Below are 25,499 nucleotides of genomic sequence, written 5' to 3'. Positions count from 1 at the left end.
CTCACTTTGATCAGCACATGAGTCAAACCGTACAGCATGAGCCTACTTTCGAAAACCGACCGTGCGATCATCGCCGCGCTGCGCGGCGACGCGCGCATGCCGATCACGCAGCTTGCCCAGACCGTTGGCATCTCGCGCACGACCGCGCGCGCCCGGCTCGAAGCGCTGGTTGCCGAAGGGCGGATCCGGCGGTTCACCATCGAGACCGATCAGGATGTGGAAGGCGAGGTGCGCGCGATCACCATGGTAGAGCTTCAGGGGCGGCTGTCGCGCAACGTGATCCGCACGCTGACGCGCATCCCCGAGGTCTCGACCATCCACGCCACCAACGGGGCGTGGGATCTGGTGGTGGAAATCCGGACGGACTCGCTGGTGAATTTCGACCGCGTGCTGCGCGAGATCCGCGACGTGCCGGGGGTCCTCAACTCCGAAAGCAGCCTGCTTTTGGCGCATGTGTCAGGGTGAAGCCAGCCCGAGACAAGGCGCGCAGCGCCGCCGGGCGAGCGCCGGCCCGTCCTGGCGGGCTGGCGCTTTGTCATTCATTTGCAGGTGAACGAGGTCACGCGGGCTTGGCTGGCATAAAGCGCGGACCTCAACCGTTGCAGCGCCAACCCAACGGGCCGACGCTCGCCCGGCTTCACCCTTCAGAATCTTCCGACAGCGCCTTGAGACGGCGCAGCAGTGCCGCGTCGCGGAAGGCGACGTCCTTGGCAAAGCTTTCCTCGGTCGGCGTTCCATAGGCCTCGGTCAGCATGGCGCGGGTCTCGCTGTCGAGCCGCGCATCGCCGAGGTCATCCCACCATGTCTCCACCGCCTCGCCGAGGTGATCGAGGAAATGCGCCATGCCGCCGACGCCGCCGGCCAGCGCAAAGATCTTGCCCTGTCCGATGAAGGCCCACCTCTGGCCCGGCCCCATCGAGGCGGCAAGGTCGATGTCGGCCATCGAGGCCACGCCCTCGCGCGCCAGATAGACGCTTTCACGCAGCACGGCAGCCTGCAGGCGGTTGGCGATGTGGCCAATCATCTCACGGTTCAGCTTGATCGGCACCTTGCCGACCGACTTGTAGAAGACCATCGCGGCCTCGACCGCCTCTGCCGAGGTCAGCTTGCCCGGCACCACCTCGACCAGCGGCACGAGGTGCGGTGGGTTGAACGGGTGGCCGACGACCAGCCGCTCGGGATGTTTCATCTCGGCCTGCAGCTCGCTGGGCATGATGCCGCTGGTGGACGAGGCGATGACGACCTCGGGAGCCAACGCGGATTCCAGCTTGGCGTAGGTCTCGCGCTTGATTTCGATGCGCTCGGGGGCGTTCTCCTGCACCAGCTCGGCGCCGATCGCGGCCTCTTCGGGCGTGGCGAAGAAGCTGAGCGCGGCGAGCGCGTCCTCGGCGCTGCGGCCCGACGTCTGCCCGAGCGCCTCCATCGACGGCCATGCGGCGGTGACGAAGGCGCGCAGCTTCGCCTCGGCCCCCTCTCCGGGATCGCTGGCGCGGACACTCAGTCCGGCACCGAGGAACAGCGTCGCCCAGCTGGCGCCGATGGTGCCCGTGCCGATGACGGCGACGGTCTGGGGGTTGGACGGGAAGGGCATGGGAAAACCTCTCGGATTCGGGAAATCGCGCATGGCTGGGCGGAAACCGCCTCGCTTGCGCGCACCCTAGCCGTTTGCGCGGCGGGGGAAAGACCCCTCGGAGGGATCGCCCCGCACCGCCACGCGCCATGCCGCCGCGTAACGGTCAAGCGCGCCTCGGTCCAAGGTCACCTCATGCGCCTGCACCGCGCTCGCCGCAGCCTCGCCTGCCGCCAGAAGCGCCGCGCCGATGCTGGTGCCGGTGGCCGAGGCAGAGCAAACCACGTCGCGCCCCGTCGCCGCGGCCAGCATGTCGAGCAGCAGCGCGTTGCGCGCAAATGGCCCCTCGACGACCACCGGCCCCTCGGCGCCGATCAGCGACAGGCACTCGGCGGTCATCAGCCCGAGGTAGAAGGCCAGCGCGGCCGACTTCTCGCCGGGCGACAACGCCTCGGACCAGTCGCCGTGTCGTCCGGGGAACGGGCCGGATGAGGTTTCGACCGAGGGCAGCAGCATCGCCTGCCTTTGCAGAACGGCGCGCACGTCGCGTTCGGAGTGTGGGCCCGTCTCGGGTTTCAGCATCTCGTACTCGCGCCCCCCCATGAAACGGGCCGAGGGTGTCGGCCCGCCAAGCGCGTTGACGTTGATCAGCAGGTCGCGCGCCGGATCGAGCGGAACCTGCGCGCCGCCCACCGCCATTGAGATCACCCAGGTGCCCGTCGAGACCACGGCAAAGGGCTGCGGCAGCGCCTTGAGATGCGGCAGCAGCGAGGCGTTGGAATCGTGGATGCCCGAAAGCACGGGCGTATCGGGCGCGATCCCGGTGCGCGCGGCGACCTCGGGCAGCAACGTGCCGGCCACGTCACCCGCATGGGCGAGCGGGGCCATCTTCCCCTCCAGCCCCAGCGCGGCGACCAGCGGTGAGAAGCTGCGCCCGCGCGGCTGCCAGAGATCGGTGTGGCAACCCAGCGAGGTATACTCGCAGCCAAAACGCCCGGTCAGCCGCCCCGACCAGTACTGCGGATAGGTCACCACCTGCGCGAGGCGCTCGCGCAGACCCGGCTGGGTTTCCAGCAGCCAGTGCAGCTGCGCGCCGGCGTTCAGTCCCATCGGCAGTCGCGGCGATCCGGTCACCGGGAAATCCGGGCGGATCGCGTCGTATTGCGCCGCCAGCGCGTCCGGCCCGCCGTGCTCGTAGTCCAGCATCGGGCAGGCCAGCGCCCCAGTCCCGTCGAGCAGTACCAGCGAGGCGCCATGAGTGGTGATGCTGATCGCGTCGATGCCATGTTCGGCTTGGAGCTCGCTCAACCCGTCCAGCAGGAAGGCCCAGAGCCCCTCGATGTCGTAGTGCGGATAGGGCCCGCCCGTCAGCACCCTGTTGGGGCGGGTCCGCACGCCGATCTCGGACATGCTGTGCACGTCAACCACGGCGATCTTGGCGTTGGTCTTGCCGATGTCCCAGACGGCAACATGGCGGGGGCTCGGACGGGGCGGCTTGGTCATCTCGGCCTCATTTCATGTGAAACATCGGCACGAGCGGCACGGCCACCGGCTCGTTGTCGGGGTGGGTGCGCATGATGTCTGCCATATGCGCCCACCAGCGCTGCATGACCTCGGTCCGCGGCAGCGCGTCCATGCCGTGGTCCTCACGCCGCCAGAGCACGCCGAAGAGGTGGCCCGTCTCGGGATCGAGGTGGATCGAGTAATCCTCGACCCCGGCCTGCTTAAGCAGCGCCTCCAGCTCGGGCCAGATCGCGTCGTGCCGGCGCTTGTACTCCTCGGCGCAGCCGGGGTTCAGCTCCATGCGGAAGGCGTATTTCTCCATCAGCGCCTCCACATCGCCCAGAGCCGCGGCAGGGCGATGACCCCGATGAGCAGCAGCCCGATGAAGATCGACATGACGATGCCCGGCACGTTCAGCAGGCCCAGCCCGAAGGTCACCAGCCCCATGACGAAGGCGGCGATCACCACGCCGGGGATCGAGCCCGAGCCGCCGAGGATCGACACGCCGCCCAGCACCACCATGGTCACCACCTCGAGCTCCCAGCCGAAGGCGATGGAGGGCCGCGTCGAGCCGAGCCGCGAAGTCAGGCAGATCGCCGCCACCCCCGACATGAGCCCGGTGAGCAGGAAGAGGATGAACTTCACCCGCGCCACGCGAATGCCCGAGAAGCTGGCGGCGGTGGCATTGTTGCCGATGGCATAGACCATGCGGCCGAAGTTGGTCCGGTGCAGCAGGACGTAATAGAGCACGGCGAGCAGCGCGAAGAGCACGAACTCGAAGGAAATCACCCAGAAGACGTAGCCCTGCCCGAAGTAGGCGAACTCCGCCGGGTAGCCGCGGTAGGCGCCGTCGCCGAGCACGATGTAGGAAATGCCCCGGAAGAGGCTCATCGTGCCGATGGTCACCACGATGGACGGCAGGCCCATCTTGGTCACGAGCACGGCGTTGAAAGCACCGCAGGCAAGGCCGGTGGCAAGGCCGATCAGCACGATCTCGGGCGTGCCCGCGCCGTATTGCACGGCCGCCCCCATGGCGGTGGAGCACAGCGCGATGATCGAGGCGACCGAGAGGTCGATCTCGCCGCTGATGATCAGCAGCGCCATGGCAAAGGCGATCATCGCCTTTTCGGTGAAGTTGAAAGTGGCGTCGCTGAGGTTCCAGGCGTTGAGGAAATAGGGCGAGGCGAAGCTGTTGGCGACGAAGATCGCCACCGCGACGGCAAAGAGCAGCAGTTCCCAGCTCTTCAGCAGCCGCGCGCCGGGGCCCTGCAAACGGTCGCGAATATGGCGGGGCGCCTGCCCGTGAGATGCGGTCTCGGTCATGCGTGGCCCTCCGCGCGCTTGAGGATGATGCGGCCCTTGGAGCGGGCCGAGCGGCTGTTGAAGGCCACCGCGACGATGATCGCCGTGCCGGAGATGGCGAGCTGCCAGAAGGGCGAGATATCGACCACCGGCAGGGCGTTCTTGACGATGCCGAGGAAGAGCGCGCCCAGGAGCGTGCCGAGGATCGTCCCTGCCCCGCCGGCGATGGAGATGCCGCCGATGACGCAGGCCGCCACGACCTCCAGCTCGAAGCCGCCGGCAATGTCGACATAGGCCACCGAGTAGCGCGCGACCCAGAGATAGCCGGTCAGCCCCGCGAGCATGCCGGAGAGGGTGAAGGCCATGAACTGGGTCTTCCCGACATCGATGCCGGTATAGACAGCCGCATGCGGGTTGCCGCCCACGGCGTAGAAGGCCCTGCCAAGCGGCGTGCGCGCGATGCCGAGGAAGAAGAGGCCGGTAACGAAGATGGCGATCCAGGCCAGCACCGGAAGGCCGAGCAACTCGGCGCGCGGGAAGCCGGTGAAGGCGTGGCTCATCTCATGCGCGTTGACCCAGGCGCCACCGGAGATCACGAAAATGATGCCGCGGTAGATGGTCATCGTGCCCAGCGTCACCACGATGGGCGGGATGTTCAGCTTCCAGACCATCAGCCCGTTGATCATCCCCATCACCGCGCCCATGGCCAGCGCCAGCACCAGGATCACCGCCACCGGCACGCCCGGATAGGCCGCGTTGAGCATGGCGCAGACCATGCCTGTGAGCGCGAGGTTGGCGGCGACCGAGAGGTCGATGCAGCGGGTAAGGATCACCACCGTCTGCCCCAGCGCCAGCAGGATCAGCGGCGAGGTGTCGGTGAAGACACGGGCGAGGTTGCCGGGCTCGACAAAGGCCGGGAAGCGGCTGGCGATCAGCACCAGCAGCGCGAGGATCGCCAGCGACAGGATCGCCTCGCGGGATTTCAGGAAGATTTTCATCGGACGGCTCCCTCTGCCGGAGGGGTGTTGGGGGCCCTGCCCCCTCTTCGCTGCGCGAATTCACCCCCGGAGTATTTTCGGAAAGATGAAAGCGGCCGGGTCATGGCTGCGCCCCGATGCCGGCGGCATGGCGCACGAGGTTCTCGGGGGTGAGGTCCTCGCCGTCGAGCTCGGCGGCAATGAGCCCCTCGCGCATGACGATGACCCGGTCGGACATGCCCAGCACCTCGGGGATCTCGGAGCTGACCATGATCACCGAGAGGCCCTGCGCCGCGAGCTCGGCCATGAAGCCGTGGACGGCGGCCTTGGAGCCGATGTCGATACCCTTGGTGGGCTCGTCGAGGATGATCACCTTGGGTTTCGTCGCCAGCCACTTGGCGATCACCACCTTCTGCTGGTTGCCGCCCGAGAGATTGCCGACATCCTGATCCAGCGCCGCGGCGCGCAGGTCGAGCCGTTCCGTATATTCGCGCGCGAGGGCAAACTCCTCGGAGAGCCGCAGGAAGCCGCGGCGCGAGGTCTGCGCCAGCGAGGGCAGCGTGACGTTCTGGAAGATCGGCAGGCCGATCACCGCGCCCTGCCGGCCGCGGTCCTCGGGGACATAGACGATGCCGTTCTCCACCGCCTCGGCGGGCGAGCGGATCACCCGTACCTGCCCGTCGATGCGCACCGCGCCCTTGGAGGGCTTCGTGACCCCGAAGAGCGCCTGCATGACCTCGGAGCGCCCTGCCCCGACCAGCCCGTAGAAGCCGAGGATCTCGCCGCGGCGCAGGGTGAAGTTGATGTCGTCGAACTCGGTGGGATGGGCGTAGCCCACCACCTTCAGCACCTCATCCCCGACATTGTGGGCACGCTGCGGGAAGATCTGGTCAACCGAGCGGCCCACCATCAGGCGCACCAGCTCGGCCTCGTCCACGTCAGCGATCAGGCCCGAGCCCACGTGCTGCCCGTCACGGAAGACGGTGTAGCGGTCGGCGATGCGGAAGATCTCGTCGAACTTGTGGGAGATGAAGAGGATGGCCCGGCCCTCGGCGCGCAGCCGCTCGACCAGTTCATACAGCTCCTCGATCTCCTTGTGCGACAGCGCGGCGGTGGGCTCGTCCATGATGACGACGCGAGCGTCGACGGAAAGCGCGCGTGCGATGGCCACGAGGTGCTTCGAGGCGATCCCGAGCTCGCGCAGCGGCATGTCGGGATCGAGGTCGGCGTCGATGCGCGACAGGATCTCTTGCGCGTCCTTGCGCATCTTTGGCCAGTCGATGAGCCCGAAGCGACCGCGCGGGGCATGGCCGATGAAGATGTTCTCGGCGACGGAAAGCTCGTCGAAGAGCACCGTCTCCTGGTGGATCGCGGTGATCCCGGCGGCGGTGGCGTCCTGCGCGGTGGCGAAGTGCACCGGCGCGCCAGCAAGGCTAATGGTGCCTGCGTCGGGCTGGTAGATGCCGGTGAGCGTCTTGACGATGGTCGACTTGCCCGCGCCGTTCTCGCCGACCAGCGCGGTGACCTGGCCGGGGTAAAGCTCGAGCGTGACGCCATCGAGGGCCTTCACCCCCGGGAATGTCTTGGTGATCCCCTCGAGCCGCAGCACGGGGGCAGCATCGGCCGTCGCGCCACTGGATGAAGCGGCAACGGGCGGGGTGGTGAGGCTGACTTGCATCGAGGCCCCCGAAGTTGGGTTTGGGTGGGACCCCGGCGCAGGCGCGCGCCGGGGCCTTAGTCAGAGCCGGATCAGAAGATGCTCTTGAATTCGTCGATATTGCTGCTGTCGTAGACGAACGGGTCGGCCATCGCCCCCTCGTTGTTGTCGTCGAGCGTCAGCGCGCCCATGCGGCCCATGGGGATCTCGGCGCCCGGGGCGGCCTCGGCATCGCCGGTCGCCAGCTCGTAGGCGAGATAGGTCGCCGAGTAGCCGAGGTCGATCGGGTTCCAGATGGCGAAGCTCTTCGACGCACCGCTCTCGATCGCGCCGGCCATCTCGGACGGCAGGCCGAGCCCGGTGACGTTCACCTGCCCGACCTTGCCGGCATCCTCGACAGCACGGGCGGCGGCGACGATACCCACCGAGGTCGGCGCGATGATCGCGTCAAGATCGGGATAGGTCTGCATCAGCCCCTGCGCCTCGCGGTAGGACTTGTCGGCGAGATCGTCGCCGTAGACCGTGGTGACCACCTCGATGCCCGGGTAGTCGCCCATCACCTTGTTCATCTCGTCGATCCAGATGTTCTGGTTCGTCGAAGTGGTGGTGGCCGAGAGCACCGCGACCTCGCCGCCGTCGGGCAGGTTGTCGGCGGCAAGCTTGATGATCATGTTGCCGATGAGCGGGTTCGACGAGGGGTTGAGGTGCAGCTGCCGGCCCTCGGGTGCGACACCGCTGTCCCAGGAGATCACCGTGATGCCGCGCTGCATCGCCTTCTTCAGGGCGGGCACCAGCGCGTCGGTGTCATTGGCCGAGACGGCGATCGCATCGACGTTCTGCGCGATCAGCGAATTGATCACCTCGATCTGGCCCTCGGCGGTGGTGTCGGTGGGGCCGGTGTAGATCACCTCGACGTTGCCCAGCTCGGCGGCGGCCTCCTCGGCGCCCTTGGCGGCGGCCTCGAAGAAGCCGATGCCGAGCGCCTTCACCACCAGCGCGATGCGCACGTTGTCTTGTGCCTGCGCGGCGCCGCCGGCCAGCATCATCGCGGCGAGCGCGGTTCCTCCGAAAAGTCGTCTCGAAATGCCCATGGTATCCTCCCTGAATGATGAGCTTTCACGTATCGCGCGGTGCCGTCACCCGGCCCCGGCGTTTCTCGCCCGTCCCGTCTGCGCCACGATCAGCCGGATCTCGGCTGCCTCCAACATCGAGGCGGTGCGGTCGGAAATCCCGTCATCTGTAATGACGATGTCGATGCGTTCGAGCGGGCAGAGCACCAGGCTCGAGCGATTGTCGAATTTCGTGCTGTCGACCAGCACGACCAACTCGTCGGCCTGGTCGATGAGCTTTTCCTCTGCCTGGATCAGCAGCGGGTCGGCCTCCATCAGCCCGATCGGCCCGAGCGCATGGGCGCCCATGAACATGCGCTTGGCGTAATAGTGCCGGGTCATGTCATTGGCGAAGGGCGACAGGATGATGTTCTGCTCGCGGTAGAGCGCACCGCCGGGCAGCATCACCGTGTTCTTGGAATTCTTCAGCAGGTGCTCGGCGATCGGGAAACTGTTGGTCAGCACCTGCAACCGGCGGTTGGCCAGCGGGTGGACCATCTGGAAGGTCGTCGTCCCGCCGTTGATGATGATCGCCTCGCCGTCATCGCAGAGCGCCACGGCCTCGCGAGCGATGGCCTGCTTCTGGTCGATGTTGATCGCCTGGTTCACCGAGAACGGCCGCCCGGCCAGCCCCGGCAGCGGCGGCGGGGTCAGCGCCTCGGCGCCGCCGCGCACCCGGCGCAGGCGCTTGGCGGCATGCAGCGTGGCAATGTCGCGCCGGATCGTCGCTTCGGAGGTGCCGGTCAGCGCGACGAGTTCGGAAACCGTCACGATCGGCCGCTCCTGAACGGCGGAAAGAATGATCCTGTGGCGTTCCGTTTCGTGCATCTGGTCCTCCCGTTCACGTCAGATTGGACGAATCCCCGATCAAGTCAATCATGTTTTTTCAGTTTCAATCATGCTGCGCCGCCGCATGATTGGTTCTGATCGTTTCTGGTTGACAGATCGCGGGTCCGGTCGCAGCTTTCAGGGCGAGGAGGCGGCCAATCCGGACCGCGACAATGGAGGATCACCATGCTGACAAAGGCCAAGGACCGCCTGCAAAATCTGTGGGATAGCGGCAAGGCCGCGGGGATGAGCGAGCCCGAGAAGCTGCTCTACCGGTCCAACCTTCTGGGGTCGGACAAGCGAATCACCAACTACGGCGGCGGCAACACCTCGGCCAAGGTCATGGAGCGCGATCCGCTCACCGGCGATGAGACCGAGGTGCTCTGGGTCAAGGGCTCGGGCGGTGACGTCGGCTCGATGAAGCTGGACGGGTTTTCGACCCTCTACATGGACAAGCTCCGGGCGCTGAAGGGTGTCTACCGCGGTCTCGAGTTCGAGGACGAGATGGTCGGCTACCTGCCGCATTGCACCTTCAACCTGAACCCGCGTGCTGCCTCGATCGACACGCCGCTGCACGCCTATGTGCCGCGCGTGCATGTGGACCACATGCACGCCGACGCGATCATCGCCATTGCCGCTTCGAAGGACTCAAAGGCTCTGACTCGGGAGATTTTCGGGGACCGCATCGGCTGGCTGCCCTGGAAGCGCCCCGGCTACGAGCTGGGTCTCTGGCTCGAGAAGTACTGCCTCGAGAACCCCGAGGCCGACGGCGTGGTTCTCGAAAGCCACGGGCTCTTCACATGGGGCGACACGGCCGAGAGCTGCTATGCCACCACCATCGAGATCATCAACGAGGCCATCGCCTGGCTCGAGGCCAAGACCGAGGACAAGCCGGCCTTCGGCGGTGCCAGGCTGCAGAGCCTCGCCCCCGAAGCGCGCCGCGAGGTGGCGGCGGCGCTGATGCCGGCGATCCGCGGCATGGTCTCGGGCAACCAGCACATGGTCGGCCACTTCGACGACCAGGACGCGGTGCTGGATTTCGTGAACTCGAACGCGTTGCTGACGCTGGCCCCCATGGGCACTTCCTGCCCGGACCACTTCCTGCGCACCAAGATCGCGCCGCTGGTGGTGGATTTCGACCCTAACAAGCCGGATCTCGGCGCCGTGCTGGCCAGCCTGCCCGCACAGGTCGAGGCCTACCGCGACAGCTACGCCGCCTATTACGAGCGCTGCAAGCACGCCGACTCCCCTGCCCTGCGCGACCCTAACGCGGTGGTTTATCTGGTCCCCGGCGTCGGCATGATCACCTTCGCCAAGGACAAGGCGACGGCCCGCATCTCGGGCGAATTCTACGTGAACGCAATCAACGTGATGCGCGGGGCCTCGGCGGTCAGCGAGTACCAGGGCCTGCCCGAACAGGAGGCCTTCGACATCGAGTACTGGCTTCTGGAAGAGGCCAAGCTCCAGCGCATGCCGAAACCGAAGTCGCTGGCCGGCCGCGTGGCGTTGGTCACCGGCGGCGGCGGCGGCATCGGCGCGGCCACGGCCGAGCGCCTGCTGCGCGAGGGCGCCTGCGTGGTGCTGGCCGACATCGATCTCGCGGCGGCGGAGAAGGTTCAGGAGCAGCTTTCCAGTGTCTATTCAAGCGACGTGGTGCGCTCGGTCGCCGTCGATGTGACACGCGAAGACGCCGTTGCCAGAGCCTATGCAGAGACGGCCGTGGAGTACGGCGGCGTCGACATTTTGGTGTCGAACGCGGGCATCGCCTCCTCCGCGCCGGTCGAGGAAACCTCGCTGGCGCTCTGGAGCCGGAACATGGACATCCTGTCCACCGGCTACTTCCTAGTCTCGCGCGAGGCCTTCGGCCTGCTGCGCAGACAGGGCATGGGCGGCTCTATCGTTTTCATAGGGTCGAAAAACGGCCTCGCGGCCTCGCCCAATGCCTCGGCCTATTGCACCGCCAAGGCGTCGGAGCTGCACCTCGCCCGCTGCCTTGCGCTGGAAGGCGCCGAGCTCGGCATCCGGGTCAATGTGGTGAACCCCGATGCGGTGCTGCGTGGCTCGCGCATCTGGGAAGGCGAATGGCTCGACCAGCGCGCCGCGACCTACGGCACCGACAAGGAAGGGCTTGAGGAGATGTACCGCAATCGCTCGATGCTGAAGCGTTCGGTGCTGCCCGAAGACATCGCCGAGGCCACCTACTTCCTGGCTTCAGACCTTTCTGCCAAGTCCACCGGCAACATCCTCAACGTCGATGCGGGCAACAAGGAAGCCTTCACGCGATAAGACCCTGTTCCGGCGGTGCGGGCCCCTCGCGCCGCCCTTTTCACGCCGCCGCACAAGGGCGGCACGGGAGGATTTCATGATCGACAGCGATCTGATCGCCGCTGAAAATGCGGCGCGCGCCGAGGCGCTCAAGTTCGACTACGAGATGCTGGGCACGCAGCTTGCCCGCCGCGGCATCGATATCGACACTATCAAGAAGAAAGTCGGCTCTTATGGCGTGGCTGTGCCGAGTTGGGGCGTGGGCACCGGCGGCACCCGCTTCGCCCGCTTTCCCGGTGGCGGCGAGCCTCGGGGCATCTTCGACAAGCTCGACGATTGCGGCGTGATCCACCAGCTGACCGCGGCGACGCCCACTGTCTCGCTGCATATCCCCTGGGACAAGGAAGACCCGGACGCACTGCTTGAAAAGGCCGCCTCGCTTGGGCTGGGGTTCGACGCGATGAACTCCAACACCTTCCAGGACCAACCCGGCCAGAAGCTGAGCTACAAGTACGGTTCGCTGTCGCACACCGATCCTGCGGTGCGGGCGCAGGCGGTCGAGCACAACCTCGAATGCATCGAAATCGGCTCGAAACTTGGTTCCAAGGCTCTGACTGTATGGATCGGGGATGGCTCCAACTTCCCCGGCCAGACCGACCTGACGGCGCAGTTCGAGCGCTATCTCTCGGCCATGCAAGACATCTACAAGAGCCTGCCCGACGACTGGCGGCTGTTCTCCGAGCACAAGATGTTCGAGCCGGCCTTCTATTCCACCGTCGTGCAGGACTGGGGCACGAACTACCTGATCGCCAAGGAACTGGGAGAGCGCGCCTTCTGTCTCGTCGATCTCGGCCACCACGCGCCGAACACCAATATCGAGATGATCGTGGCGCGGCTGATCCAGTTCGGAAAGCTCGGGGGCTTCCATTTCAACGACAGCAAATATGGCGATGATGACCTCGACACGGGCAGCATCGATCCGTTCCGGCTGTTCCTCGTGTTCAACGAACTGGTTGCGGCTGAGGGCAAGGACGGGTTCGCCCCGGCCCATATGCTTGACCAGTCACACAATGTGACCGACCCGATCGAGAGCCTGATTTCCTCGGCCAACGAGGTGCGGCGCGCCTATGCGCAGGCTCTTCTGGTGGACCGGCAGGCGCTGAAAGGCTTCCAGCAGGAGAACGACGCGCTGATGGGCGCAGCAACGCTGAAGGCGGCCTACCGTGTCGATGTCGAGCCCATCCTCGCCATGGCGCGCCAGGAGGCCGGCGCCGCCATCGATCCCGTGGCAGCCTATCGGGCCTCGAACTACCGGGCCAAGGTCTCTGCGGAACGGCCCGAGGTCAGCGGTGCGGGCGGCGGGATCGTCTGATTTCGCTCCAAAATCGGCCCCGAGAGGCAAATTCCCATCCCGGCAGCGAAATCTGCCGGGATTTCTTATTCTTTCTCATACATTTAGCGCCGATTCGGGGCTTGAATTAGCCTCTAAGGCCCTGATTCGCAGCTGTTTTGACGCGAATCACCCTGGTTTTGTGTGGTTTTGCGGAGTCGCGCTTCCCTGATACGTCCGATTCAAGTCTTGGGACTTCCGCTCGTCGATGTTGAGCACCCACCCCCATCGCGGTGCCAATCCGCTCTTCCACCTTTGCCTTCGGTTCTTTCTTCGGAGCAGGCTTTTGCGCCCTCCCAATTCCCCGCTCCGGCAGCTTCCGCGAGATTAACTTTGGGTGCCGCGAAACTCCCCGCTTGCTGTTGCCCCAGGCAGGAGCCGCGGCGACTCTGGGTAACCCGTGGGTTACCCAGAGTCCGGACACGCCTTCCCTGCCCTACCCAGCCCCAGCGTTGGTCAATCATCTTTGCGGAGGCCTTTCGGGACCACCCACGCACCGCAGGTGGACTGAGCACTGCTCGCATATTGCGTTAGTCCTTCGTCGGCGCACGTGCGCCCCCTTGGGCGCGGCCGAGCAAAAGGCCGGTAACCCATGGGTTACCGGCCTCACATGCCCTTTGTTTACAGGTCGGGTTACCGTCACCCGACTCCGTAACCCATGGGTTACCCGTCGCGCAGCGCCGCCTCGAATGCTTCCACGGCGCGCTGCAGGCGCTTGCGGTCCACCGAGGAGAAATCGATCTCGGAGAGGATGCGGCACTCGCCCTTGCGCGCTGTCACCTTGGACAGGCCGACGTGGAATTCGTATTTCACGCTGCGCTGGCGCGGCGTGTCCTGCGCCTTGCTTTCGGCCCGCTCGGCGGTCTGGACGAACTTCTTCAGAAGTTCAGCCTGCTCTTCGGCGGTGCTAACCGTGGTCAGAGCCGACGTCAGCGCCGCCGCGCGTTCCGGAGCGGCCTGAAGCTTGCGCGCAACGTCGACGCCAAGGTTCCGCGACACCGATTTCGGATACGGCAGCCCCTCCCCCAGAGTCTCGAGAAGGAAAACGAAGCTGCGGATATAAGAGCGCTTCATCTTGTGCAGCGAGGCATAGATGCGACCGACGAGCTCCTCTGCGCCCATCCCGTCGAGCCCGGAGTCCTGCGCCGCGGTGATCGCCACCTGCGCCATCTCGGCGAAGCTCAGGTCCTCGCGGATCACATTCTCCTCGACCATGTCGATATAGAGGTCGATCCGAGTCCCCGCTTCTTCCGCAACCCGTGCGATCGCCTTGCCGAAGCGCGGATCTCCGGTTTCGGTCAGCAGCTGCTCCAGCGCAGTGATCCGGCGCCAGCCCTTTTTCAGCTGGTAGCCGGTATCGGTGCGGTAGACCTCGATCGGCTCTTTCTGGCCGCGCTCACGGATCGAGGCTTTGAGCTCCTCCATCTCGTCCGAGGTGGCGACGCTGCTCAGGTCGAGACGGTCGCGCGGCAGATCATCGGTGCGGATCTCGTCGAGCGGGATGGCGACCAGCACACGGCCCTCTTCCTGTGCCTGGCGAAACGCCTTGGCGTCGGTGGCGTTCTGACGGCGCTGTTCGACGAGGTTTTCGGTGCTCTCGGTCATGCTGCTGGCCGCCTCGCGCACCGCGGTGCCCATCGGGCCAGGATCGCGGCGGCGCGGCTTGACCTCTGCAGGCTCGATCGGGCCGAAGCCGAACTTGTTCTTGCTGCTCATGCCTCAACCTCCTCTTTGGTGTTCTTCGCTTCCCAGGCGCGCAGCACCACCTCCTTGAACTCGTCGTAGGCGGAGTCGAAGCTCTGGCGCGCGCGCTTCCAGGTCTCGCGCGTCATTTGTCGGTAGTCCTGTTCGTAGACCGACTGCTGGAAGCGGCCGGACTGTTCGACCGCGCGGGTCATCTCGATGGCGTGCTTGCAGACGTCGGCGCCAAAGACATTGCGGAAGGCATCCATCATCGCGACGTGCAGCGGGTTGGACTGCTCGAAACGGGTCATAAGGAGCCGCACGTCGTCGAAGCGCTTCGGCAGACGGATGCCGGCATCTTCGGCGACCTTGGCGAAACCATCCGAGATATCCTCGAGCGCGTCACCGAGCTGGCCGAGGAAGCTGGTGGTCGAGTCATACTCCCAGTAGCCGGGGCCCGAGGGGATATAGAGGATGTCCGCCGCGAAGGCCGCGTTCAGCGACTGGTAGCCGATGGCCGGCGGGCAGTCGAAGATGATGAGGTCGTATTGGTCCTCGGGCAGCTCGTCGAGATAGCGCGACACGCAGCCGAAGAAGCTCCACGCTTTATGCATGGCGCGGTACTGGGCCGAGGCGAACTCGACGAAGGCGGCGTTGGCGCAGGACGGGATGATGTCGATGGTCGGCCAAGCGGTCTTCTGGATGAAGTCCTGGATGCGCTGCGCGCCGATCGACTGCACGTCCTCGGGCAGCTCGTCGGCGGTGGGGTAGGGGCAGTCGGCCGGGTCATCGTAGGCGGCGGCGATCCGATCGGCCTCGCGGCAGAGGTCGCGGCACATGATGCCCCAGACGGTGTTCCACTCCTTCACCTCGGTCAGACCCATGGAGTGGGTCATCGTCGCCTGCGGGTCGAAGTCGATCACGAGAACGCGATAGCCGTCGAGCGCCGCGGCATTGGCGAGGTGCTGGGCCACGACGGTCTTGCCAACGCCGCCCTTGAAGTTGGAGACCGCCACGCGCATCGCGCGGCCGGTCGGGCGGTGGGGCAACAGCGACTTGCCGCGGAACCGCAGCCGGCGGCGCAGTTCGTTGATCTCCTGCAGCGAGAACCAGCGTTGACGCCCGTCCTCTTCAACGGAGCCCTGCGGCAGCGAGGGATCGTCGGCCAGCTTCTTGCGCAGCGTGTCCGCGGGCACGTCGAACATGAAGTGGCTGATCTCCCAGATGGAGAAGGGGCGCAGGATCTTTTCCTCTGCCGGGGAGAAGGTCGCGCGGCGCACCGCAGCCTGCTGTGCAAGGCTGCGTTCGTTCATCGATTGAAGGTCGGAATGGTCTCTCATGAGCCTGCTCGTGTTTTCTGCTACTGTCCTTTCAATAACGCGAATAGCGGAAAGGGCAAAACCCAGAGTTTGCGATTCTCGCATTTCAGCGCAGTTTTTCGGGATTACGGGATTTTTGCAGCGGGCCAGGCACAGTTTTCGTGACACCCCTGGGGCCAAAACGGTGGATAAGGTGACAAACACCCCCTAAATTGGTGTCACCATGTCTGTCACCCATTACCAATGAACCGATTTTTTCCAAATAAATTTGGATAAGGGGTCCGTTCCCGTATTTTTGTGCTCGTTGACAAACGACGGGAAAATCGAGCAGTGTCGAAGCCAACGGGGAATCGGCCAATGAAGCCGAACCCAAATCGGCGGCAGAGCAGACGGACATGGACTTCAAACGATTTACGGGACCTCAGGCAGGCTCCCAGAAATATGACCTGTTGACGGCCCTGGCCCTTGCCGGGCTGAACGGATCGCCCGGATTCCAGACCTCGATGCTGCGGCTCGTGGCGTTGGTGACGGCGAGGTACAACTGGCGCAACGACGAGTTGACCGTCGGCCAGCGCGAGATGGCCCGGCTCTGGTCGGTCGACGAACGCACGGTCAAACGCGAGATCAAACGTCTGACGAAAACCGAGATTCTCTTGCAACTCCGGCCCGGGGTGCGGGGCAGGGTGGCAGCCTATCGGCTCAACTATTCCGAGGTCTTCAAGCTCAGCGCACCCCACTGGGGCAACGTTGGCCCGGATTTTTCGGCGCGGATGGAGGTGCAGACCCCCGTGCCGGAAAACACCGGCGAAAAGGTCGTTCGCGTCGATTTCGGTGCCCGTGCGGCCGAGGCGGTGCCAGGAACGCCCGCGATTGCCGAGACCGGCCCCTGGAGCCGGACGCTGGCGCGGCTGTCGCAGACCGATCCGGGCCTGCACCGCAGCTGGTTCTCGGGGCTGAGTTTCGACAGCTATGAGCAGGGTTTGCTGCTTCTCAAGGCCCCCTCGGCCTTTGCCGCGCAATACGTGCTGACGCACCACTTGCGCCCGCTGCAGGGCATGGCGGCTCAGGAATTCCACGGTCTGCGGCGGATCGAAATCACCGGGTGACCGTCCTGCCGGGGCGTTTCCCGGTAGGGCTTCCGGCGGGCGAGCGGGCGCCGAATCCTTGACCGCGATCAGATGATCGCCATATTGGTGTCAGCTGACTTACTCTCCCTGCGGAGGCCCACCATGCAAGTTCTGAAGGATCGCCCGACCGAAGCTCTGCGCATTGCCGATCTTCTCGGCCTTGCGAATGGCGTGACCGACCGCATCTCGCTGGCCGACCAGGTTGCGCATGGGCTGCCAGCGGACAGCGCCCGGCGGGTACATGACCGCCTCGGCGCGGCGCGGTTCTTTCGCATCCTGCCAGAGGCGACCTACCGGCGCGTGCGCCGCCACGGAAAACCGCTGACCCGAGAAACCAGTGAAAAGCTTTACGAATTCGCCCGCGTCTACGAGTTGGCGCTGCGGCTCTACCGGGGCGATCACGAGCGGTGCATGGCCTTTCTCGAAGCGCCGCACCCGATGCTAGGCGGGCGTGCGGCGCTGGATCTGGCAACCTCCAGTTCGGCCGGGGCGGATGCGGTGATCGACCTGCTGCACCGGGCCGAGGCGGGCTTCGCCGCCTGATGACTCACCGCCGCTTCGACGCCGAGCGCCGGGCCTGGCGCATCGGCGATCCCGAGGGGCGCTACCCGATCTGGTCCGAGGGCGGCGCGCTGCGCTACGGTGGGCGTTGGCACCTTGCAGGCGATCCGGTGATCTACGCCTCCGAGCATTACGCCACCGCGATGCTGGAAAAGCTGGTGCATTTCGCCGGGATCCTGCCCGAAGGGCAGCACGCGCTCGAGATCACCATTCCGGCGGGCGTCAGCTACGAGGTCTTTGCCGATCATCTCGCGCCGGACTGGAAGACGCCGGGCGACCCCGGTGCCGCCGCCTTCGGCCATGGCTGGGTGCAAGAGGCGCGCTCTGCGGTGCTGGTGGTGCCGAGCGCCGTCGCCCCGGTGGAACGCAACCTGATCTTCAATGTGGCGCACCCGGATTTCGTCCGCATCGCGACCGGGCTCGAGACGCCCATCGCCTGGGATGCCCGACTGTTTTCCCGCTAGGCCGAGTCGTGTGGCGCAATGTGATCACGCGCGAGAACCAGTATCAGGCAGCTGATTATCCTGCATTTTTCTGCGGAAGCCACGGCGGCGTCACAGGACGCTTTACAATAGTAATAAAGTAATACTTAATTGACCGAGGACCTGAGGAGAGGTCCATGGGAGGACATCATGAACATTCTTAAAAGCTTGCTCGCAAGCGCCGCTATCCTTGTGCCCGCCGTCGCCATGGCCGAGGGCGAAACCATCGGTTTTTCGCAGATCGGATCCGAGTCCGGCTGGCGCGCCGCCGAGACCACGGTCACCAAGCAGCAGGCCGAAGAGCGTGGCTACGACCTGAAATTCGCCGACGCCCAGCAGAAACAAGAGAACCAGATCAAGGCGATCCGCAGCTTCGTGGCGCAGGGGGTCGATGCGATCCTGCTCGCCCCGGTGGTCGCCACCGGCTGGGAGGAGGTGCTGGAAGAGGCCAAGGATGCCGACATCCCGGTGATCCTTCTGGACCGCAACATCGACGCCCCTGAGGACCTTTACATGACCGCCGTGACTTCGGACCAGGTGCACGAAGGCATGGTTGCCGGCAATTGGCTGGTGGAGGCTGTGGGCGATGCCGAGTGCCCCGTGGTCGAGCTTCAGGGCACCACCGGCTCCTCGCCCGCCATCTCGCGCAAGAAGGGCTTCGAAGAGGCCATCGCCGCCGCGGACAACATCTCCATCACCCGCAGCCAGACCGGCGATTTCACCCGTGCGCAGGGCAAGGTGGTGATGGAGAGCTTCCTCAAGTCCGAGGGCGGCGAGAACATCTGCGCGCTCTACGCGCACAATGATGACATGGCCGTGGGCGCGATCCAGGCGATCAAGGAAGCCGGTCTGAAGCCGGGCGAAGACATCAAGATCGTGTCGATCGACTCGGTGCCCGACATCCATCTGGCGATGAAGGCCGGCGAGGCCAATGCCACGGTGGAACTGACGCCGAACATGGCCGGGCCCGCCTTCGACGTGCTGGAAGCCTACTGGAAGGACGGCACCATGCCGCCGAAGTGGATCCAGACGGAATCCAAGCTCTACACCAGCGATGACGACAACGCGGCCATTTACGAGAGCAAGAAGGATCTCGGATACTGACGCTGCGCGGCGGGGGCAGGGCCCCTGCCGGACGCGCCTTCCGGTGGGGGCCGGGGGGCGCACAACCCTGTTCGAGGGGAGGGAACTCGGGATGGCCATGCCGGAACCGGTGCTGCACGCACGCGGCATCAGCAAATTCTTTCCGGGCGCGATCGCGCTCGATGACGTGGAGCTGGCGCTCTATCCCGGCGAGGTGCACGCGCTGCTGGGAGAGAATGGCGCGGGAAAATCCACGCTGATCAAGTGCGTGACCGGCGCGTACAGCCGCGACGGCGGCACCATCGCGCTCTCGGGCGCCGAGATCGACCCGCGCGATCCGCTGGACAGCCAGAGTCTCGGGATCGGCACCGTCTACCAGGAGGTGAACCTGCTGGAGAACCTCACGGTGGCTGAGAACCTCTTTCTGGGCCGCCAGCCGATGCGCTGGGGCATGGTCGATCATCGCCGGATGAAGCGCGAGGCGCGGGACATCCTGCGCGACTACGGGCTCGACATCGACCCCGGCCGCCTCCTTTCGAGCTATTCCATCGCAATCCAGCAGATCGTCGCCATTGCCCGCGCCGTCGAGCTTTCGGGCAAGGTGCTGATCCTCGACGAGCCCACCGCCAGCCTCGACCATGACGAGGTGCAGCTGCTGTTTTCGGTGATCGAGCGGCTGAAGGGCAGGGGGCTCGCCATCGTCTTCATCACCCATTTCCTCGATCAGGTCTTTGCCATCTCGGACCGCGCCACCATCCTGCGCAATGGCCGGGTGGTGGGCACCCGGCGGCTCGCCGACGTGAGCCAGACCGAGATCGTCACCCTGATGCTCGGTCGTCAGCTCGAGGCGGCGACCCATCATCGCGCCCATTCCGAGCCCGGCGAACTGCTGCTCTCGCTTAAGGGCTTCGGCAAGCGCGGCAGCATCGAGCCGTTTGACATGGAGATCCGCGAGGGCGAGGTGGTCGGCCTCGCCGGGTTGCTCGGATCCGGCCGCAGCGAGACCGCCAATGTGGTCTTCGGCGTGGTCGCCGCGGATCAGGGCACGGCCGAGCTGCGGGGAAGGGGGCTGCGCATCACCAACCCGCGCGAGGCGATCCGTAACCGCTTTGCGCTCTGCCCTGAGGACCGCAAGACCGACGGCATCGTCGGCGACCTGTCGGTGCGCGAGAACATCATCCTGTCGCTGCAGGCGCGGCAGGGCTGGCACCGTCCCATTCCCCGCGCCAAGGCCGAGGAGATTGCCCAGCACTACGTGAAGGCGCTCGATATTCGCCTCGCCTCGCTCGACATGCCGATCCGGCTGCTTTCGGGCGGCAATCAGCAAAAGGCGCTGCTGGCGCGCTGGCTGGCGACCGAGCCCGAGCTGTTGATCCTCGACGAGCCGACGCGCGGCATAGACGTCGGCGCGCACGCCGAGATCATCGCGCTGATCGAGGATCTGCGCGAGAAGGGCATGGCACTGATCGTCGCCTCCTCGGAAATGGAGGAGTTGGTGGCCTATTCCTCGCGCATCGTCGTGCTGCGCGATCGGCGGCAGGTGGGCGAACTGACCGGACACGAGATCTCGACCAAATCCATCGTCGAGGCCATCGCGGCGGAGGACGCGGCATGATGAAATCCACGCTGAAACGGGTGATGCCACAGATCATCATCCTGGCGCTGGTGCTGGCGGCCAACTTTCTGGTCTTCCGGGGCTTCTTCCACGTCGAGTTCCAGCATGGTCGGCTCTTCGGCAACCTGATCGACGTACTCAACCGGGGCGCACCCACTGCGCTTCTGGCCACCGGCATGACGCTGGTCATCGCCACGCGCGGCATCGACCTGTCGGTCGGGGCGGTGATGGCCATCGCCGGGGCGGTCGCCGCCTCGGCGGTGGTGGGCGGCGCGCATTGGACGCTTGCGGTGCTGCTGGCGCTGGCGGCGGGCGCCGCCTGCGGCCTGTGGAACGGCGTGCTGGTGGCGATCTTCCGCATCCAGCCCATCGTCGCGACGCTGGTGCTTATGGTCGCCGGGCGCGGCATCGGGCAATTGCTGACCGAGGGAGCCATCCTCACCTTCAACGATCCCGGGCTGATCCGGCTGGGGGCCGGCACTATCGCCGCCGTACCGACGCCTATCTGGATCTGGATCGCCGTGGCCTGCGTCGTGGGCCTGGTGATCCGCCGGAGCGCCCTTGGCCTGCTGATCGAGGCGGTGGGCATCAACCAGACGTCCTCGCGGCTTGCCGGGATCAACGCCCGTGTGCTGCTGATCGCGGTCTACCTTGTTTCCGGTCTCTGCGCCGCCCTCGCCGGTGTCATCGTCGCCGCCGACATCAAGGGTGCGGATGCCAACAACGCCGGGCTGTGGATGGAACTGGACGCGATCCTCGCCGTGGTCATCGGTGGCAACTCGCTGCTTGGCGGGCGGTTCTCGATCACCGCCTCGCTGCTGGGGGCGCTGATCATTCAGGGGGTAAACTCGCTGATCCTGCTCTCGGGCATGCCGGTGGAGTTCAACCTCGTCATCAAGGCGCTGATCATCATCGCCATCCTCGTCATCCAGAGCCCGCGCGTGCGCCACAGCCTCTACCTGCTGCGGGCCTCGACCGGGCCGGTGCTGCGGGAAAGGCCGAAGCCTGCCCCGCGGACTCCGCAAGAGGAGGGCCAGTCATGAGCCAATCCACCAAGCTTCCGCTCTACATCACGCTTGCGACCTTCGTGCTGGCCTTCGTGCTCTGCGCCGCGCAGTACCCGGCGATGGCCTCGACACGGGTGGTGGCCAACCTGCTGACCGACAACGCCTTCCTTGGCATCACCGCGGTCGGCATGACCTTCGTGATCCTGTCGGGAGGCATCGACCTCTCGGTCGGCTCGGTGATCGCCTTCACCGGCGTCTTCCTCGCGGTGATCCTGCGCGACACATCCATTCACCCGCTGGTGGCCTTCGCGCTGGTGCTGCTGATCACCACCGGCTTCGGCGCCGCCATGGGCGGGATCATCCACTATCTCGAGATGCCGCCCTTCATCGTCACGCTGGCGGGCATGTTCCTGATGCGCGGGCTGGCCTATGTGCTGTCGACCGAGTCCGTGCCGATCACCCACGAATTTTACGACTGGCTGCAGTCGCTCTACTGGAAGGCCCCGGGGGGTGGGCGCTTCCGGCTGACCGGCGCGCTGATGCTGCTGACCTACGTGGCGGCAATGATCGTGCTGCACCGCACGCGCTTTGGCCAGAACGTCTATGCCATCGGCGGCTCGGCGCAGACCGCGCAGCTGATGGGGGTGCCGCGGGCGCGGACGACCATCGGAATCTACGCTGTCTCGGGCGGTCTGGCCGGGCTCGCGGGGATCGTCTACACGCTCTACACCTCGGCGGGTTACTCGTTGGCGACCGTCGGCGTCGAGCTCGACGCCATCGCCGCGGTGGTCATCGGGGGCACGCTCCTGAGCGGTGGCAGCGGTTTTGTCGCGGGCACTTTCTTTGGCATTCTGATCATGGGGCTGATACAGACGTACATCGTCTTTGACGGCACGCTCTCGAGCTGGTGGACGAAGATCGTGATCGGGGGCCTGCTGTTCGCCTTCATCATGCTGCAAAAGGGTTTGGGTTGGGCAACGACGGCGCGCATAAGGCTTCTGACCGCATCAGACGCGCGATCATGACATTGACGGCGGGCGGCGGTTTTTCGGACCGCGCCCAGAGCCATACCACCCACGTGGTGGACCAGCTCGGTCTGGCCATCGTCGCCGGGGAATACCCCGAGCGCGCGATGATCCCGCTCGACCCGGACCTCGAAGAGATGTTCGGTGTCTCGCGCACGGTCATCCGCGAGGCCAAGAAGACGCTGATCGCCAAAGGCATGCTGGCCTCGAAGGCCAAGGTCGGCACGCGGGTGCAACCCTCGTCCGAGTGGAACATGTTCGACCCCGACGTGCTGCGCTGGCACTCTGAACAGAAGACGCCGGGACGCTTCGTCGCCGATCTGAACGAGATCCGGCTGATCATCGAGCCCGCGGCGGCGGCACTGGTGGCCGAGCGCGCCGGGCCCGAGGAACACGCGCGGCTCGATGCGAGCTGCGAGGCGCTGGCGCAGGCCGGCGGCCGCACGGCCTTTGCCATGGCGGATCTGGAGTTCCACAAGCTGATCCTGCAGCTTTCGGACAACCGCTTCCTGCAATCTCTGGGCGATCTGGTGCAGGCGGCGCTCTACTCACAGCTCATCGCCGAGGCAGAGGAGGCGCGCGAGCCGGGAGATCTCGCGCGCAGCGTCGAGAAGCACCGCGCCATCGTCGATGCGATCCGCGCCGGAATGCCGGACCGGGCGCGCGCTTGCATGGAAAAGGTGGTGACGGATGCCCCCGCCGGAGGCGTGCGCCGCGCGGGCTGATCCGCCGGTGAGAAAATTTCCCGAATTCGGAATTTGGCCTCAGAAACTGCGAATGCTCTCCTGCACCATGCCGAGCAGCCGCTCGGCGGCTTTCGAGATGTGACGTCCGCGCGCCTGGATGATCAGGTAGGGCTCGACCGTCACCAGACGGTTCAGTTGCAGCCGCCGCAGGTCCGCCGAGACCGGCGGCTCCAGCATCAGGTCGATCACCTCCTGCGACATGGGCGCGACCGCATCGGACTCCTTCAGCAGCGCGATGATCGCCAGCAGCGAGGAGGTGGTGATCACGTCCGGCGGCGCGGTCATCCCCTCGTCGTGGAAGGCGGTCTCGATGGCGGCGCGGATCGGCGCGCCGCGTTGTTGCAGGATCCAGCGCGTGCCGTGCAGGTCGGCGATGGAGACCGGGCTGCGTCCGAGCATCGGGTGACCCTCGCGCACCAGCAGCTGCACGATCTCGTCCCGCGCCGGCTCCAGCACGAAATCGCGCTCGTCGAACTGCGGTGGTAGCCGGGCCAGTGCGAAGTCGAGCTCGCCGCGTTCCAGCGCCTGCACCAGTGCCACCGAGGGGGCAACCTCGATCGAGATGTCCACCGAGCTCGACAGCGCCTTCAGCCGCTGCACCTGCGGCACCAGCTGGCCGAGCGCCGGGCCGGTTACCGCGCCGACCCGCACCGTGCCGCCAAGGCCGGAATGCAGGTCGTCGAAATCCTCGGCCATGCGGCGCAGGTCGTGCTCGATACGCCGCGCGTGCTGGGCCAGCAGCGTGCCGGTGGGAGTGGGCTCCATTCCCTTGGGCGTGCGCTGGAACAGCCGCGCACCGATGGCGCGCTCCAGCTCGGCCAGCATCCGTGACGCACCAGGCTGGGTCATCCGGCAGGCGGTGGCCGCCACCTGCAGCTGCCCGTGCTCGGCAATCGCCGCGATCAGGCGGATCTGCGCGGGGCGCAGGTTCTTCAGCAGGTCGGACATCACACATACCGGTATCGTTATGCAGATGACCAATAATGGTATTTGTTCGGTATGTCACGATTAAGTAGGACTTTTGACGTTCCCACGCGAGTCCATGAGGAGTCCGGGGACGAGCGGGGTGCGGGAGACGCCCCCTTCAACGGGAGGATACCGATGAAACTGACTAAACTCGCGGGTGCGCTCGCGGTAAGCCTTGTTGCGCTTTCCAGCGCGGCCTTCGCCCAGGACAAGGGCACCGTGGGCATCGCCATGCCGACCAAGAGCTCGGCGCGCTGGATCGACGACGGCAACAACATGGTCAAGCAGCTGGAAGAAGCCGGCTACGCGACCGACCTGCAATATGCAGAAGACGATATTCCCAACCAGCTCGCCCAGATCGAGAACATGGTGACCAAGGGCGTCGACGTGCTGGTGATCGCCGCCATCGACGGCACCACCCTGTCGAACGCGCTGGCCAATGCCGCCGCCTCGGGCGTGCGCATCGTCGCCTATGACCGGCTGATCCGCGACAGCGGCGACGTCGACTATTACGCCACCTTCGACAACTTCAAGGTCGGCGTGCAGCAGGCAACCTCGCTGGTCGAGGGCCTCGAAGAGCGCTTCCCCGACAGCAAGCCGTGGAACGTGGAACTCTTCGGCGGCTCGCCAGACGACAACAACGCCTACTTCTTCTACAACGGCGGCATGTCGGTGCTGCAGCCGCTGATCGACAGCGGCGACATCGTCGTCCAGTCGGGCCAGATGGGCATGGACAAGGTCGGCACGCTGCGCTGGGACGGTGCGGTTGCTCAGGCGCGCATGGATAACATCCTGTCGGCCAACTACACCGACAAGGACGTGCACGGCGTGCTCGCCCCCTACGACGGCCTGTCCATCGGCATCCTCTCGTCGCTCAAGGGCGTCGGCTATGGCTCGGGCGATCTGAAGATGCCGATCGTCACCGGCCAGGACGCCGAGGTGCAGTCGGTGAAATCGATCCTCGCCGGCGAGCAGTACTCGACCATCTTCAAGGACACCCGTGAACTTGCCCGCGTCACCGTCGGCATGGTCAACGCGGTGATGGAAGGCTCCGAGCCCGAGATCAACGACACCGAGACCTACGACAACGGCGTGAAAGTCGTCCCGTCCTACCTGCTCGAGCCGGTCCCGGTGGACGCCTCGAACTGGGAAGAGGTCCTGATCGGCTCCGGCTACTACACCGAAGACCAGATCAAGTAAGCGATCCTCCCGAGCGCCCCATTTGCTCCCGGGGCGCCGAACAGGGGGAGGCCGACAGGCCTCCCCCGACCTTCACTTCATACA

23 protein-coding genes are annotated in these 25,499 nt (G+C 65.7%); 12 read left to right on the top strand and 11 right to left on the bottom strand.

Annotated elements, in window-relative coordinates:
- Positions 1–36 precede the first annotated feature (36 nt).
- On the top strand, positions 37–465 hold the full coding sequence (locus tag BM397_RS08665) for an Lrp/AsnC family transcriptional regulator (RefSeq protein ID WP_092422964.1): 429 nt from the start codon (positions 37–39) through the stop codon (positions 463–465).
- Positions 466–637: 172 nt separating this feature from the next.
- On the opposite strand, the gene BM397_RS08660 is transcribed toward BM397_RS08665, so the two are convergent.
- The 8 genes from BM397_RS08660 to BM397_RS08625 form a co-directional block, all read right to left on the bottom strand.
- Positions 638–1,591: a 3-hydroxyacyl-CoA dehydrogenase NAD-binding domain-containing protein gene (locus BM397_RS08660; protein WP_092422962.1), complete on the bottom strand. Its 954-nt coding sequence runs from the start codon at positions 1,589–1,591 to the stop codon at positions 638–640.
- Between the two features lie 66 nt (positions 1,592–1,657).
- Positions 1,658–3,073: an FGGY-family carbohydrate kinase gene (locus BM397_RS08655; protein WP_092422960.1), complete on the bottom strand. Its 1,416-nt coding sequence runs from the start codon at positions 3,071–3,073 to the stop codon at positions 1,658–1,660.
- Positions 3,074–3,080: 7 nt separating this feature from the next.
- Positions 3,081–3,395 (bottom strand): L-rhamnose mutarotase, encoded by a 315-nt coding sequence (gene rhaM, locus BM397_RS08650; RefSeq protein ID WP_092422958.1) that lies wholly within the window; start codon positions 3,393–3,395, stop codon positions 3,081–3,083.
- Positions 3,395–4,396: an ABC transporter permease gene (locus BM397_RS08645; RefSeq protein WP_092422957.1), complete on the bottom strand. Its 1,002-nt coding sequence runs from the start codon at positions 4,394–4,396 to the stop codon at positions 3,395–3,397. The genes rhaM and BM397_RS08645 overlap by 1 nt, the downstream gene beginning before the upstream one ends.
- A complete protein-coding gene (locus BM397_RS08640; RefSeq protein WP_092422955.1) occupies positions 4,393–5,373 on the bottom strand; it encodes an ABC transporter permease in 981 nt (326 codons plus the stop codon). The genes BM397_RS08645 and BM397_RS08640 overlap by 4 nt, the downstream gene beginning before the upstream one ends.
- Positions 5,374–5,473: 100 nt before the next feature.
- On the bottom strand, positions 5,474–7,030 hold the full coding sequence (locus BM397_RS08635; protein WP_092422953.1) for a sugar ABC transporter ATP-binding protein: 1,557 nt from the start codon (positions 7,028–7,030) through the stop codon (positions 5,474–5,476).
- A 71-nt stretch (positions 7,031–7,101) separates the two neighbouring features.
- Positions 7,102–8,100 (bottom strand): rhamnose ABC transporter substrate-binding protein, encoded by a 999-nt coding sequence (gene rhaS, locus BM397_RS08630; protein ID WP_092422951.1) that lies wholly within the window; start codon positions 8,098–8,100, stop codon positions 7,102–7,104.
- A 45-nt stretch (positions 8,101–8,145) separates the two neighbouring features.
- Positions 8,146–8,946 (bottom strand): DeoR/GlpR family DNA-binding transcription regulator, encoded by an 801-nt coding sequence (locus tag BM397_RS08625; RefSeq protein ID WP_092422949.1) that lies wholly within the window; start codon positions 8,944–8,946, stop codon positions 8,146–8,148.
- Between the two features lie 186 nt (positions 8,947–9,132).
- Between BM397_RS08625 and BM397_RS08620 the strand changes: the two genes are divergently transcribed.
- Positions 9,133–11,232 carry a bifunctional rhamnulose-1-phosphate aldolase/short-chain dehydrogenase gene (locus BM397_RS08620; RefSeq protein WP_092422947.1) on the top strand — a complete coding sequence of 700 codons (2,100 nt, stop codon included), beginning with the start codon at positions 9,133–9,135 and terminating at the stop codon, positions 11,230–11,232.
- Positions 11,233–11,308: 76 nt separating this feature from the next.
- Positions 11,309–12,583, top strand: coding sequence for an L-rhamnose catabolism isomerase (gene rhaI / locus BM397_RS08615; protein WP_092422945.1), 1,275 nt, complete (start codon positions 11,309–11,311; stop codon positions 12,581–12,583).
- A 681-nt stretch (positions 12,584–13,264) separates the two neighbouring features.
- On the opposite strand, the gene BM397_RS08610 is transcribed toward rhaI, so the two are convergent.
- A complete protein-coding gene (locus BM397_RS08610; protein ID WP_092422943.1) occupies positions 13,265–14,317 on the bottom strand; it encodes a ParB/RepB/Spo0J family partition protein in 1,053 nt (350 codons plus the stop codon).
- Entirely contained in the window at positions 14,314–15,624 is a 1,311-nt protein-coding gene (locus tag BM397_RS08605) for an AAA family ATPase (protein ID WP_092422941.1), read from the bottom strand. The genes BM397_RS08610 and BM397_RS08605 overlap by 4 nt, the downstream gene beginning before the upstream one ends.
- Positions 15,625–15,998: 374 nt before the next feature.
- On the opposite strand from BM397_RS08605, the gene BM397_RS08600 reads away from it, so the two are divergent.
- The 8 genes from BM397_RS08600 (at position 15,999) to BM397_RS08565 (ending at position 23,228) form a co-directional block, all read left to right on the top strand.
- Positions 15,999–16,709: a hypothetical protein gene (locus tag BM397_RS08600; protein ID WP_092422939.1), complete on the top strand. Its 711-nt coding sequence runs from the start codon at positions 15,999–16,001 to the stop codon at positions 16,707–16,709.
- A 123-nt stretch (positions 16,710–16,832) separates the two neighbouring features.
- Positions 16,833–17,273 carry an Xre family toxin-antitoxin system antitoxin gene (locus BM397_RS08595; RefSeq protein WP_176806561.1) on the top strand — a complete coding sequence of 147 codons (441 nt, stop codon included), beginning with the start codon at positions 16,833–16,835 and terminating at the stop codon, positions 17,271–17,273.
- Complete coding sequence (locus BM397_RS08590; RefSeq protein WP_092422935.1) at positions 17,273–17,755, top strand: RES family NAD+ phosphorylase; 483 nt, start codon at positions 17,273–17,275, stop codon at positions 17,753–17,755. Before BM397_RS08595 ends, BM397_RS08590 begins: the two co-directional genes overlap by 1 nt.
- Positions 17,756–17,923: 168 nt before the next feature.
- The gene (gene ytfQ, locus BM397_RS08585) at positions 17,924–18,877 is read left to right on the top strand and encodes a galactofuranose ABC transporter, galactofuranose-binding protein YtfQ (RefSeq protein WP_092422933.1); all 954 of its coding nucleotides are present in this window, start codon (positions 17,924–17,926) and stop codon (positions 18,875–18,877) included.
- A gap of 91 nt (positions 18,878–18,968) precedes the next feature.
- A complete protein-coding gene (locus BM397_RS08580) occupies positions 18,969–20,471 on the top strand; it encodes a sugar ABC transporter ATP-binding protein (RefSeq protein WP_245696023.1) in 1,503 nt (500 codons plus the stop codon).
- Positions 20,468–21,514: an ABC transporter permease gene (locus BM397_RS08575; protein WP_176806559.1), complete on the top strand. Its 1,047-nt coding sequence runs from the start codon at positions 20,468–20,470 to the stop codon at positions 21,512–21,514. The genes BM397_RS08580 and BM397_RS08575 overlap by 4 nt, the downstream gene beginning before the upstream one ends.
- Positions 21,511–22,503, top strand: coding sequence for a galactofuranose ABC transporter, permease protein YjfF (gene yjfF, locus BM397_RS08570; protein WP_092422931.1), 993 nt, complete (start codon positions 21,511–21,513; stop codon positions 22,501–22,503). The genes BM397_RS08575 and yjfF overlap by 4 nt, the downstream gene beginning before the upstream one ends.
- Positions 22,500–23,228: a FadR/GntR family transcriptional regulator gene (locus tag BM397_RS08565; protein ID WP_092422929.1), complete on the top strand. Its 729-nt coding sequence runs from the start codon at positions 22,500–22,502 to the stop codon at positions 23,226–23,228. The genes yjfF and BM397_RS08565 overlap by 4 nt, the downstream gene beginning before the upstream one ends.
- Before the next feature lie 39 nt (positions 23,229–23,267).
- On the opposite strand, the gene BM397_RS08560 is transcribed toward BM397_RS08565, so the two are convergent.
- Positions 23,268–24,197, bottom strand: a complete 930-nt coding sequence (locus tag BM397_RS08560; protein ID WP_092422927.1) for a LysR family transcriptional regulator — start codon at positions 24,195–24,197, stop codon at positions 23,268–23,270.
- A gap of 153 nt (positions 24,198–24,350) precedes the next feature.
- Between BM397_RS08560 and chvE the strand changes: the two genes are divergently transcribed.
- Positions 24,351–25,415 (top strand): multiple monosaccharide ABC transporter substrate-binding protein, encoded by a 1,065-nt coding sequence (gene chvE / locus BM397_RS08555; protein WP_092422925.1) that lies wholly within the window; start codon positions 24,351–24,353, stop codon positions 25,413–25,415.
- The last annotated feature ends 84 nt before the right edge of the window (positions 25,416–25,499 follow it).

It is taken from the genome of Alloyangia pacifica (genome assembly GCF_900116195.1).
Classification (GTDB): Bacteria; Pseudomonadota; Alphaproteobacteria; order Rhodobacterales; family Rhodobacteraceae; genus Salipiger; species Salipiger pacificus.
Note: the sequence above shows the minus strand (reverse complement) of the source record. Positions and strands in the feature narration are given on the sequence as shown.

Excerpts from the sequence above, each read along its gene's own strand:
- rhaM (WP_092422958.1), bottom strand. The coding sequence starts at position 3,395 with ATGGAGAAATACGCCTTCCGCATGGAGCTGAACCCCGGCTGCGCCGAG.
- BM397_RS08600 (WP_092422939.1), top strand. The coding sequence starts at position 15,999 with ATGGACTTCAAACGATTTACGGGACCTCAGGCAGGCTCCCAGAAATAT.
- yjfF (WP_092422931.1), top strand. The coding sequence starts at position 21,511 with ATGAGCCAATCCACCAAGCTTCCGCTCTACATCACGCTTGCGACCTTC.
- BM397_RS08655 (WP_092422960.1), bottom strand. The coding sequence starts at position 3,073 with ATGACCAAGCCGCCCCGTCCGAGCCCCCGCCATGTTGCCGTCTGGGAC.
- BM397_RS08605 (WP_092422941.1), bottom strand. The coding sequence starts at position 15,624 with ATGAGAGACCATTCCGACCTTCAATCGATGAACGAACGCAGCCTTGCA.
- rhaI (WP_092422945.1), top strand. The coding sequence starts at position 11,309 with ATGATCGACAGCGATCTGATCGCCGCTGAAAATGCGGCGCGCGCCGAG.
- BM397_RS08665 (WP_092422964.1), top strand. The coding sequence starts at position 37 with ATGAGCCTACTTTCGAAAACCGACCGTGCGATCATCGCCGCGCTGCGC.
- BM397_RS08595 (WP_176806561.1), top strand. The coding sequence starts at position 16,833 with ATGCAAGTTCTGAAGGATCGCCCGACCGAAGCTCTGCGCATTGCCGAT.
- BM397_RS08640 (WP_092422955.1), bottom strand. The coding sequence starts at position 5,373 with ATGAAAATCTTCCTGAAATCCCGCGAGGCGATCCTGTCGCTGGCGATC.
- rhaS (WP_092422951.1), bottom strand. The coding sequence starts at position 8,100 with ATGGGCATTTCGAGACGACTTTTCGGAGGAACCGCGCTCGCCGCGATG.
- BM397_RS08635 (WP_092422953.1), bottom strand. The coding sequence starts at position 7,030 with ATGCAAGTCAGCCTCACCACCCCGCCCGTTGCCGCTTCATCCAGTGGC.
- chvE (WP_092422925.1), top strand. The coding sequence starts at position 24,351 with ATGAAACTGACTAAACTCGCGGGTGCGCTCGCGGTAAGCCTTGTTGCG.
- BM397_RS08610 (WP_092422943.1), bottom strand. The coding sequence starts at position 14,317 with ATGAGCAGCAAGAACAAGTTCGGCTTCGGCCCGATCGAGCCTGCAGAG.
- BM397_RS08660 (WP_092422962.1), bottom strand. The coding sequence starts at position 1,591 with ATGCCCTTCCCGTCCAACCCCCAGACCGTCGCCGTCATCGGCACGGGC.
- BM397_RS08625 (WP_092422949.1), bottom strand. The coding sequence starts at position 8,946 with ATGCACGAAACGGAACGCCACAGGATCATTCTTTCCGCCGTTCAGGAG.
- BM397_RS08590 (WP_092422935.1), top strand. The coding sequence starts at position 17,273 with ATGACTCACCGCCGCTTCGACGCCGAGCGCCGGGCCTGGCGCATCGGC.
- BM397_RS08575 (WP_176806559.1), top strand. The coding sequence starts at position 20,468 with ATGATGAAATCCACGCTGAAACGGGTGATGCCACAGATCATCATCCTG.
- BM397_RS08565 (WP_092422929.1), top strand. The coding sequence starts at position 22,500 with ATGACATTGACGGCGGGCGGCGGTTTTTCGGACCGCGCCCAGAGCCAT.
- BM397_RS08645 (WP_092422957.1), bottom strand. The coding sequence starts at position 4,396 with ATGACCGAGACCGCATCTCACGGGCAGGCGCCCCGCCATATTCGCGAC.
- ytfQ (WP_092422933.1), top strand. The coding sequence starts at position 17,924 with ATGAACATTCTTAAAAGCTTGCTCGCAAGCGCCGCTATCCTTGTGCCC.
- BM397_RS08560 (WP_092422927.1), bottom strand. The coding sequence starts at position 24,197 with ATGTCCGACCTGCTGAAGAACCTGCGCCCCGCGCAGATCCGCCTGATC.
- BM397_RS08580 (WP_245696023.1), top strand. The coding sequence starts at position 18,969 with ATGGCCATGCCGGAACCGGTGCTGCACGCACGCGGCATCAGCAAATTC.
- BM397_RS08620 (WP_092422947.1), top strand. The coding sequence starts at position 9,133 with ATGCTGACAAAGGCCAAGGACCGCCTGCAAAATCTGTGGGATAGCGGC.